The sequence below is a fragment of the Desulfitibacter sp. BRH_c19 genome (assembly GCA_001515945.1).
Classification (GTDB): Bacteria; Bacillota; DSM-16504; order Desulfitibacterales; family Desulfitibacteraceae; genus Desulfitibacter.
In genome coordinates this window covers 1-10894 of record LOER01000024.1, presented here as the reverse complement: position 1 = coordinate 10894, position 10894 = coordinate 1, and the positions used below count along the sequence as shown (strand labels likewise).

The following is a 10894-nucleotide window of genomic DNA, read 5'->3' as shown; positions in this document are numbered from 1 at the left end:
AAATTGAGATAGGTTGATTGTAAGAACCTTATGCTCATTAAAATTGCACCAAGAGGTACTGATAAATAAGCAATCCAAATTGGTATGAGCATAGCAGGGGATTTTTGTCCAGTTTTCATCAAAAACATTACTATAATAATAGATAAATATAGAAGTAATGCAGCAAATATGAATGATATAAACATTGCTATCCCTCTCATATATTTATCGAAAGGTTTAGGTAATGCACCTACAATTACATTAATACCAATATGAGCTCCTTCTTTTGCAGCTATTGCAGCACCAATAAATACTGCATATGCCATGATATATCTTGCCAATTCCTCTGACCACGGAAGGGAAGCCTTTATCACAAACCTAAAAAATACCTGCAAAAAAATTACTATAACCATTGTAGCGTAAAGTATTGTTACAGAGTAATCTTCAAATTTGTCTAGAAAACTAAAGAAGGAAGATTGCCTTTTTGCTTCCATGATTTTCCCCCTCTCATAAATATATTTACTTGATCCAAAATGATTATTCCTAAAGTAGTTTTTTAACATATATTATATAGTTGAGCAGGATTATATCCTGCTCAACTTATATTGCACATAGTATTTAACTACTATAACTTACTTCTTCATAGTGATTAGTTATTACCAAGCGCTTTAATTTTTTCAATTAAATCTTTACCAATTCTATCTTCATATTTCCCATATACAGGAGCCATTGCTTCTTGCCATGGACCTTTATCAGGAGTAGTAACCTGCATTCCTTCAGCTTCTAATTCTGCAACTAGACTATCATCCATCTCCTGGATCATTTGTCTTTCAATATCTCTAGCTTCATTAGCAGCCTGCTGGAAGATGTCTTTTTCTTCGTCACTTAATTTATCCCATGTTGCCTGGCTAATTAATAGTGGAGCTGGTGCATAGAAATGCCCTGTTAACGCAAGGTGCTCCTGTACTTCATAAAACTTAGATGTTGCAATAATTGGTAGTGGGTTTTCTTGCCCATCAACAGTTTTTTGCTGTAAGGCTGTAAATAATTCACCAAATGCCATTGGAGTTGGATCAGCACCAATTTCTCTAAAGGAATCCATGTGAATTTGGTTTTCCATAGTTCTTATCTTAATTCCTTCCATGTCAGCTGGTACATTAATTGGTCCTTTTGAGTTAGTGATGTTTCTAAATCCATTCTCCCAAAACGCTAAACCTTTAATCCCAGTTCCTTCTATTTGTGCGAAAATATCCTGACCAATTTCTCCATCAAGTACTTTATATGCGTGTGCCTTATCATTAAACATAAATGGTAGGTCTGTTACTAGGAATGCATCTGAGAAACCAGCTAGTGGTGCTGTTGAAACTACAGCCATATCAATTGTTCCCATCTGAACGCCTTCAATGATTTCTCTTTCAGAACCTAATTGTGCACTAGGAAATATTTCTAAACTATATTTGCCATCAGTTCTTTCTTCAATCATCTTGCCATATTCAACAAGACCTAGATGATATGGGTGTGTCATATCAACACTATTTGCTGCTTTTAATACTATAGTTTCAACTTCCTCATTATTAGTACCATTTTCATTGTTACCATTTTCATTGTTACCATCAGTACCTCCACAACCAGCTACTAGTGCCATTGCAAATAAAGCTACAATTATTAGTATTAAAACCTTTGAATTTCTCTTCTTCACAAATACTCCTCCTTGTTTTTATAATCTGTAGTTTTGAGCAAACTTTCAAATACATTAGCTTACCCTACTTTTGCTTACTATCACCCCCTTAATTGCTCACTTACTAAACAATATCTACATAGTTCTTGCTATACGACAAATAGCAAAGTCTCTTTGTCCTAGTATTTCAGACTTCGTCTGTTTACCATTTATCACTTCTAAATATTCTTGATATATTTCTCTACCTATCTCATCAACACTCTTACCATCGGTCATTATACCACTTGCGTCAATATCAATATTATCCATCATCGTTTTAACTGTTTTGGGATTTCCACATACCTTAACCACAGGAGTAATAGGGGCCCCTGTAGGTGTACCTCTACCAGTAGTAAACACTATTAATTGGGCACCACCAGCAATCATGCCAGTAATAGACTCTATATCATGACCTGGAGTATCCATTACTACCAAACCCTTTTCCTTTGGTTCCTCGGCAAATTCAATAACCTCATTTATTATTGATGTTCCTGCTTTATATATACAACCAAGGGACTTTTCTTCTATAGTTGTTAATCCACCTTCAATGTTTCCAGGAGTGGGGTTACCCCCTCTAATATCAACTCCAAGTCTCTTGGATTCTTGTTCGATATTTGCAACTATTTCATATATTTGGTTTCCTATTTCTTTATTTTTAGCTCTTTTTGCCAGAACGTGTTCTGTTCCAGTTAATTCAGTTGTTTCAGAAAGTATCACAGTCCCACCAGCTTCAACCAAAAGATCAGATGCAACTCCTGTTGCTGGATTGGCAGCCAACCCAGAGGTTGTATCAGAACCTCCACATTCTGTTCCCAAGATGATATCCTTTATATCTATGGACTCCTTCTGAATTTGTGAAGCAGCCATAACCATATCCCTGACTATTTGTGAACCCTTAGCCACAGTTTTTAAGGTGCCCCCTTCTTCCTGAATATTCATATGGGCCACGGGTTTTCCTGTAACCTCCATCTCGCGCGCTAGATCCTTTGGTTGGAGTGTCTCGCAGCCTAAACCAACTACCAGAACTGCTGCAACATTAGGGTTTTTACCAAAGCCAATTAAGGTACGAGCAGTCTGTTCTTTATCACACCCAATTTGTGAACAGCCATGTTGGTGCACTATGGGTATCACTCCAGGAACTTGAGCTGCTATCATTTCTACTGTCCTATTAGCACAAACAACAGATGAAATAACTACAACATGATTTCTTATGCCGACCTGTCCATTTTCTCTACGAAAACCAGTTAATTGCATATCTTATCCCCCCTTAATTACTCAGATCCCCTCTGCCTCTTTGGCTTAAAACATTATGAACATGTACATGCTCTCCTAAGGAAATGTTATTTGTGGTTAGTCCTATTTCCTCTCCATACTTATATACTGCACTACCACTTTGAATATCCCTTATTGCAACCTTATGACCGAAACCAATGTCGCATTTTAATCTAATAAGTACAGAAGCATTACCAGTTTCAACTTTAATTTCTTGACCTTTTTGTAAATCTGTTGTAGCAGTAGCTACATTGTCTTTTGGATTAATCATAATTAGCTGTTGCATTCCTCAATCCTCCAATGATATTTTCTACATGTAACTAATAATATGCTGAGAATATTTTCCATCTATTACTATCTTTCAAAAAGAGGCAAAATATTTTCTGGCGGTGTTTTTGCCTGTATGTTGTGGGCAGGTGCAAAAAGATACCCACCACCTTTTCCTAAAACACTACGGGTTTCCTTTACAGATTGACGTATTTCGTTCGGATTTCCAAAACTCAATAGCTTTTGAGTATCGATTGCTCCCCAAAAAGATAATTGGTGGCCAAATTCAGATTTTAATTTATTAATATCCATTTCAGAGGCTGTAACTTGGATTGGGTTTAATACCTCAATTCCAATATCACAAAAATCAGGTATGAATTTCTTAATGCTTCCACAAGAATGTAAGGCAACCTTAGCCCCACCGGTCTTCTCTTTAATAAATTCAACCATTTCTTTATGACGGGGTTTAATCATTTCGCGATACATTTTGGGAGATATAATAGGACTAACCTGTCCACCCATGTCATCTGTAAAACATACCATATCTAGATAAGGTCCAACCATCTCTAAAAATGGCCCATAGATTTTTTTCTGAATACCCACCACTTTATCTAGTAATGCTTCAGCAAATTCTCTATTCATTACCATATCTAGAAGATAGTTTTCAAAGTTCCTTAAAGCCCAGGCCTGTTCGAAAGGCCCCTTAAATGTAGTTATTATGAAAGGATTATACTGCTTAGCTATCCTCGAAGCCTCTTCAACAAGTCCAACATTTCTGCTTGAATCTTCTGTATTGGGCCACTGATGCTTTTCTAAATCACCAAGACAATCTGCATTGGCTAAAGGGAATTCTACATAATCATAATAAAATCCGCCTGTTGGTCTTGCTAACCTAATTCCCCATTCATCAACAAATGTATCCCCAATCCATTTCGGTTTCCAAGATGCAGGCGGTTTCTGATAAATGTATCTTGTGTCTACCGAAAATTTATCTAGGACTACCTCCTCTACCTTGGCTATTTGAAGCCTTGCATCCAACACCTGCGTTTGACTCTCAATATTAAGTAAAGTTTTTAATTCATTATAGGTTTCAACAGCAATCCCAGTTGTTTTGCCTCCGAAGTCTACAGGCACTCTATCAGTTTCTTGATGCATTAGTGCCAGGCTAACCCTTTCATGTCGTGATAATTCTGTCATAATTAAGCCCTCCTTAAGTATGTTTGTTAGGTGTCAATAAGCTTTGCCATAGCAATAATTAATGCAAGTATTATGCCAGAATATATTTACTTTTGAAATAATCTGAAGTTTACAACATCAAAGCAATGATATGATAAGTTAATTAAAGCTAGTAAACACTTTAACCAATTGAAGATTCAAAATGCAATGGCTAAAGTATTGCATTTTGCCATTACATTTTGCAATAGTGATTGATAATGCATCGCCGGCTGGGATTATAATGTCCATTACTTTTTCTTTAGTTTGCGCCAAAGAGTGCTCCTATCTATATCAAGTCTTTTTGCTACCTTGGTTTGGTTACCATTTTCTTCTTCTAAAACTCTTTTAATAATATTTCGTTCCATCTGTGACAAGGTTCCGTCAACTTCTATGGAGTTCTTGCCAGCTTCATAACTAGGATTATCTCTATCAGTTAAATCTAGCTTTAGCTCAGGTACAGCATTTTCAAAATCCACTTTTTCGATGACTTGGCCTTTACTTAAAATTATTATCCGCTCTAAAACATTCTCCAACTGTCTAACATTTCCAGGCCACTTATATAAAGCCAAAAGGCGGCTTACTTCTGTTGAAAGTTCCACTTCTTTTCCAACTCGGTTTAATATTTTATTCATAATGGTTTTTATTAAATAGGGTATATCCTCAGGTCTTTCCCTAAGAGGATGGATTTTAATGGATAGTAGATTAAGTCTGTAGTACAAATCTTCTCTAAACCTCTTAGTTTGAACCTCCTTTAGTAAATCCCTATTCGTAGCACTTATAATTCTGACATTTATAGGTATTACCCTGTCCCCCCCAATGCGCATCACTTCTTTGAGTTGAAGCACACGTAATAAACGTGTTTGCAACGGTAGAGGCATTTCTCCAATTTCGTCCAAAAATAAAGTTCCCCCATGGGCCATTTCAAAAAGACCAATCTTTCCACCTTTACTTGCTCCTGTAAATGCCCCTTCTACGTAGCCAAACAATTCACTCTCGAGCAAGTTTTCAGGAAGGGCTGCACAGTTAACACCCACAAACGGACCATCTTTTCTAGAACTAGCATTGTGGATGCCCTGTGCAAACATTTCTTTTCCTGTTCCCGATTCTCCGGTAATTAAAATAGTAGATTCTGTATTAGCAAATTGGTATGCTTTATTAATAGTTTCCACCATAATTTGAGATTTTGCTACTATTTGAGTAAGTTCATATTGGGCAGTTAAGCCCTTGGAGTAAAGATTTTTTCTGATTCCCTGTTCTAATTGCTGTATCTTTGTTACATCCTCCAATGCAGCAACAACCCCTATAGTCTTACCCTTTATCTTTATAGGTGCTTTATTCACTATAAGCACTCGTCCATTAATGTTTACTAATAAATCAGAAACTTGATCCTCTGCTTCTATTACTTCTTTTAATTTTATTCCAGGAAGAATATGTTTGGATGGTAAACCTATACTATTTTTGGCTTCTATGCCTAAGATCATCTCGGCTGCGGGATTAACAACGGTTATTTCATCGTTATTATCAACAGCAATAATGCCCCCGCGGGAAACATCCAAAATAGATTTAAAGAGCTGTGCCTTTTCTTGCTCTATCCTTTTAACCTGCATTACTCGCTCTGCCTCGAAAAGAGCAGAAGCGATTGCCTCCTTGCTTGAATCAATTAGTAAGCCCTCAATACCACAATCTTGTCCTAGTTGCAAACCACTCGCATCTCCTAAAACAAAGTTAATATCCAAATTATCAATTTTCTGCCTAGTTTCCGCTTGAGCACTATCCAAAATTATTTTGTATAGCTTAATGCCTAAAATCGATGAAATGGTTTCCGCTCCAAAAACAACATTTTGATACCCAATCAATCCAATTTTTAGTGATTTAAAGTACTTCTTATCATTCTTCATTAACCTATCAAGTATTTTTAACACATCTAAGGTGCTAACCTGAGTCTCAACTACAGGGACTTTGACACTTTTTTTTAAAAGAGTTGCAGTACCACCTCTACTAACAATAACTTCAGCGCCCTGCAAAACAGCCTGCTTTGCCATTTTGACTCCATATTCCATCATACCTGTACAGATTTCAACTGGCAGATTAAACTCTGCCACTACTTCCTCCGTTTTAATCGCAAAGTCATTATATGGAGCAATCACACATATGGGTTTCATTAAATCACCTGTTAAAAGTATTATTAATACACTATTAATGATTTCTGCATTAGAAATATACTTCCTTAGTAAAACCCATTACTTTTCTAATGCCTTCCTTAACTTTTTAAGTTCTTCATCATTAATCTTATAACAATGCTCTGGTGCTGGGAAAGTTCCCTTTTCAACATCTTCTTTATACTCTAGAAGTGCCTTTTCAATATATTCATTCATATTTGCATATTGTTTAACAAATTTTGCAACATGTCCTCCAAAGAACCCTAGTAAATCATGTACAACAAGCACTTGTCCATCACAAGATGGTCCAGCACCAATACTTAAAATAGGGATATTAGCTCTTTCTGTAATAATTTGACCTACTTCAGCTGGAATAGCTTCTAAGAGAATACTAACACAGCCTGCTTCTTCAAGAGCTTTTGCTTCTTCTATAAGTTTAAGTGCCGCCCCTACTTCTCTACCTTGAGCTTTAAATCCACCTAACATTGAAACTGATTGCGGTGTAAGTCCCAAGTGTCCCATTACTGGTATTCCTGCCTTTGTGATGGCACGTATTGTATCAACCATTTCAAGTCCGCCCTCAAGTTTGACTCCATCTACACCTGTTTCCTGCATAAGTCTTCCTGCATTTGCAACGGCTTGCTCTACAGATATTTGGTAGGACATATAAGGCATATCACCAATTACAAAACAATTTGGAGCTCCTTTTCTAACAGCTTTTGAATGGTTGACCATCATATCCATTGTAACTGGAAGTGTGCTATCAAAACCATATACACACATCCCTAAGGAATCTCCAACTAAAATAATATCAATACCTACTTTATCTTCTATAGCAGCAGTCGGGAAATCATATGCCGTAATAAACGTAATTTTTTCTCCCTTTGCCTTTTTTTCCATAAGAGTATGAATTGTAACTTTTTTTCTTTTTGATTCTTGCTTAGATGGTGTTGTCCAAGTACTCATATTTATACCTCCATTTAGTAGTTTATTTTCTCTCTTTATAGCTAGACCGCACTATCAACACTAATATTTACATTGTAGAGAGGAGTAAGCTTAGCTGGATTTCTATTTTTTGATAATAGGAAAAGTATTTGCACCCTGAGGCATTACAGTTACTTTAGGATTAGGGGTTCCACATTTTTCATAGGCAATTTTTAGAGCATCCTCAATAGTGGTAACAGGAATTAATTTTGCTTTTTTTGCAAAATCTGCATTTTCAGGTTTAGTAAGAATAATAAATGCTCCTTTATCACTACATTCAACCTCTTTAAAAGCTACCCAACCAGGAATTGTAAAGTTTTCTCTTAATGCCCTTTCCATCTCATAGGTTGATTCATAATTAAACCATTGGGTAAATTCTTCAGGCTCCATCATATCTGGACATTCTGACAGGATAATCGCCACTCCATCTTTTTTCATGGCATAAAACGCATTATCCATAGTTTTACCAGTCTGATAGAGATTAATATCCTTGGGATATCCTCCAGCAGTAGCAATTACTATGTCTGCTTCTTCTTGAACCTCAACCCCATATACTTTGTCTACAAGTTCTGTTCCATGAAGCCATGCAGAAACCCAATTGCCAGCAAAAACTCCTGCTATATCCCCTTCAGGGTTAGGTACTACGTTAACCATAAAATCAGGGTTTAAAAAGGCAGCAATTTCCATCATATCTTCATGGCATTCATTACCCCTTGTATATTTTGATGCTGAACGAGGATTTGAGCCACTTCCTAGTTCAGGACCCATTGCCCACAAGTGGTTTTGCTGAATAGTTTTTATGGATGCAATACCTGGCAAAACACTCTTTCTTCCACCGCCGTATCCAACCATATAATGATAAATTATTCCACCTGTTAAAATAACTTTATCTGCTTCTGTAAATATCCTATTAACAGAAACTTCGGTTCCTCTACTAGTTTTACCAAGATAGACCATGTTTTTGGTATCCCAAGCATCATGATTAATAACTTTTACTCTATTATAAACTTCTTCACAGCATAATTCCCTACATTCTTGTTCTGTATTTGCCCTATGACCACCAACAGCAATAACTATTGTGATATTTTCATCAGGTACACCAGCTTCGTTCAAATAATTTATCAAAACTGGTAACGTTAAACAATTTTTTTGCCAGGCCCTAGTGATATCACTAACAGTAATTGCTACTGTGTCCCCAGGTTTAACAATTTCTTTTAGAGGGGGTGCATCTATAGGATGATTTAACGCATTTAAATACGATTCCTGCAAATTCTCAAGTGCTGGATACTCTGCACCTAAAATTACATCAAGTAATTGTTCTTCTGGAATAGAAAATGAAACTGTTCCTTTGCCATACTTAAGATCAAATTCTTTTTCTCCCACTATTAATGCCTCCTTGAAGTTTCAAATTAAAGGGAAAGCTTGCCTACAATTTCTAATTAAGAATACTTGGCAACCATAAACTTAACCCTGGGAAATAAGTGATCACAAGCAGGGCTACAATAGAAGCTAATAGATACCACCAATTAGCATTTATTAATTTTTCTATTGGCATCTTCCGCATACTAGAGGCAACAAACAAGTTTACTCCAAGAGGTGGTGTGATCATACCTATTGCCAAGTTCACTACCATAATTATCCCAAAGTGAATTGGATCTATCCCTAGATGAACAATGGCTGGATACAGAATTGGTGCTAAAATGATGATGGCTGCGTTTGTTTCCATAAATGTTCCAACTACCAGTAGTAATACATTTAGTATCATCAGCAACATAATGGGATTTTCTGTTATCCCTATTAACATTTCAGCAACCTTCATAGGTATCTGCTCTCTAGTCAACACTAGTCCAAAGGCTGATGCTGCTGCTACTATTAAAAGTACTAATGAACTACTTATGGCTGCGGCCCTTAAAATTTTTGGTAAGTCTTTAAAAGATAATTCCTTGTAAATAAATACGCCTACAAGTATTCCATAAACAACTGCAATATTAGCAGCTTCTGTGGGTGTAAAAACCCCTCCATAAATACCGCCAAGAATAATAATTGGCATAAAAATCGCCCATATGGCATCCTTAAAAGAAACCCAAACATCTTTTGGGGTAGCTCTTTTATCAGATCCTCGGTAGTTTTTCTTTCTAGCTATAATAACTGCTACAATTGCTAGTGATATTCCTATAACTATTCCAGGTATAAAGCCCGCCATAAATAGACCACCAATGGAAGTACCAGTTACTACACCATAGGTAATCATAGGAATGCTAGGTGGAATGATGACTCCAATATATCCAGAACTTGCCTGAGTTGCAGTTGCAAATTCTTCTTTATACCCATTTTTAACCATAGCAGGTATCATAATGGCTCCAATAGCAGCTACTGTTGCAGGTGATGATCCTGAAATTGCTGCAAAAAACATTGAAGCTAGAATTGTAACTAAGGCGAAGCCTCCAAAAAAACTTCCTACTAGTGAATTAGCAAATCCAATTAACCTTTTGGAAATCCCACCTCTTTCCATAACTGCCCCAGCAATCATAAAAAAGGGAACTGCCATCAATGGAAATGAATCCACAGCTGTGAACATTCTTTGAGCTGCTACCTGAACAGCAACAATGTCAGTAAACCAGATTGTTAATATTGTAGCTAATCCAATACTAACCGCAATTGGAACACTAGCTATTACAAGTACAGCAAATAGTCCAAATAGTAACGCTGATAGCATATTACCTTATCCCCTTTCTTCTTTAAAATTGAGATAGGTTGATTGTAAGAACCTTATGCTCATTAAAATTGCACCAAGAGGTACTGATAAATAAGCAATCCAAATTGGTATGAGCATAGCAGGGGATTTTTGTCCAGTTTTCATCAAAAACATTACTATAATAATAGATAAATATAGAAGTAATGCAGCAAATATGAATGATATAAACATTGCTATCCCTCTCATATATTTATCGAAAGGTTTAGGTAATGCACCTACAATTACATTAATACCAATATGAGCTCCTTCTTTTGCAGCTATTGCAGCACCAATAAATACTGCATATGCCATGATATATCTTGCCAATTCCTCTGACCACGGAAGGGAAGCCTTTATCACAAACCTAAAAAATACCTGCAAAAAAATTACTATAACCATTGTAGCGTAAAGTATTGTTACAGAGTAATCTTCAAATTTGTCTAGAAAACTAAAGAAGGAAGATTGCCTTTTTGCTTCCATGATTTTCCCCCTCTCATAAATATATTTACTTGATCCAAAATGATTATTCCTAAAGTAGTTTTTTAACATATATTATATAGTTGAGCA

The 10894-nt window shown here is 36.2% G+C and carries 10 protein-coding genes; all 10 read right to left on the bottom strand.

The features are described 5' to 3' along the window. Positions 1–473 (bottom strand): hypothetical protein (locus APF76_17795; GenBank protein KUO51516.1); only part of this gene is annotated, 473 nt, incomplete at its 3' end. A gap of 155 nt (positions 474–628) precedes the next feature. Further along, on the bottom strand, positions 629–1624 hold the full coding sequence (locus tag APF76_17790) for a C4-dicarboxylate ABC transporter substrate-binding protein (protein KUO51517.1): 996 nt from the start codon (positions 1622–1624) through the stop codon (positions 629–631). Positions 1625–1792: 168 nt separating this feature from the next. Beyond that, entirely contained in the window at positions 1793–2950 is a 1158-nt protein-coding gene (locus tag APF76_17785; GenBank protein KUO51515.1) for a carbohydrate hydrolase, read from the bottom strand. A gap of 13 nt (positions 2951–2963) precedes the next feature. After that, the gene (locus tag APF76_17780; protein ID KUO51514.1) at positions 2964–3254 is read right to left on the bottom strand and encodes a hypothetical protein; all 291 of its coding nucleotides are present in this window, start codon (positions 3252–3254) and stop codon (positions 2964–2966) included. A gap of 68 nt (positions 3255–3322) precedes the next feature. After that, positions 3323–4432, bottom strand: a complete 1110-nt coding sequence (locus APF76_17775; GenBank protein ID KUO51513.1) for a hypothetical protein — start codon at positions 4430–4432, stop codon at positions 3323–3325. Between the two features lie 266 nt (positions 4433–4698). Beyond that, positions 4699–6612, bottom strand: a complete 1914-nt coding sequence (locus tag APF76_17770) for a hypothetical protein (protein KUO51512.1) — start codon at positions 6610–6612, stop codon at positions 4699–4701. A gap of 78 nt (positions 6613–6690) precedes the next feature. Next, positions 6691–7575: a 3-methyl-2-oxobutanoate hydroxymethyltransferase gene (locus APF76_17765; GenBank protein KUO51511.1), complete on the bottom strand. Its 885-nt coding sequence runs from the start codon at positions 7573–7575 to the stop codon at positions 6691–6693. A gap of 102 nt (positions 7576–7677) precedes the next feature. Next, positions 7678–8976, bottom strand: coding sequence for a hypothetical protein (locus APF76_17760; protein ID KUO51510.1), 1299 nt, complete (start codon positions 8974–8976; stop codon positions 7678–7680). Between the two features lie 52 nt (positions 8977–9028). Next, positions 9029–10309 (bottom strand): C4-dicarboxylate ABC transporter permease, encoded by a 1281-nt coding sequence (locus APF76_17755; protein ID KUO51509.1) that lies wholly within the window; start codon positions 10307–10309, stop codon positions 9029–9031. A 6-nt stretch (positions 10310–10315) separates the two neighbouring features. Next, positions 10316–10807, bottom strand: a complete 492-nt coding sequence (locus APF76_17750; protein ID KUO51508.1) for a hypothetical protein — start codon at positions 10805–10807, stop codon at positions 10316–10318. Positions 10808–10894 lie beyond the last annotated feature (87 nt).

Excerpts from the sequence above, each read along its gene's own strand:
- APF76_17780 (KUO51514.1), bottom strand. The coding sequence starts at position 3,254 with ATGCAACAGCTAATTATGATTAATCCAAAAGACAATGTAGCTACTGCT.
- APF76_17770 (KUO51512.1), bottom strand. The coding sequence starts at position 6,612 with ATGAAACCCATATGTGTGATTGCTCCATATAATGACTTTGCGATTAAA.
- APF76_17775 (KUO51513.1), bottom strand. The coding sequence starts at position 4,432 with ATGACAGAATTATCACGACATGAAAGGGTTAGCCTGGCACTAATGCAT.
- APF76_17785 (KUO51515.1), bottom strand. The coding sequence starts at position 2,950 with ATGCAATTAACTGGTTTTCGTAGAGAAAATGGACAGGTCGGCATAAGA.
- APF76_17755 (KUO51509.1), bottom strand. The coding sequence starts at position 10,309 with ATGCTATCAGCGTTACTATTTGGACTATTTGCTGTACTTGTAATAGCT.
- APF76_17765 (KUO51511.1), bottom strand. The coding sequence starts at position 7,575 with ATGAGTACTTGGACAACACCATCTAAGCAAGAATCAAAAAGAAAAAAA.
- APF76_17790 (KUO51517.1), bottom strand. The coding sequence starts at position 1,624 with ATGGCACTAGTAGCTGGTTGTGGAGGTACTGATGGTAACAATGAAAAT.
- APF76_17750 (KUO51508.1), bottom strand. The coding sequence starts at position 10,807 with ATGGAAGCAAAAAGGCAATCTTCCTTCTTTAGTTTTCTAGACAAATTT.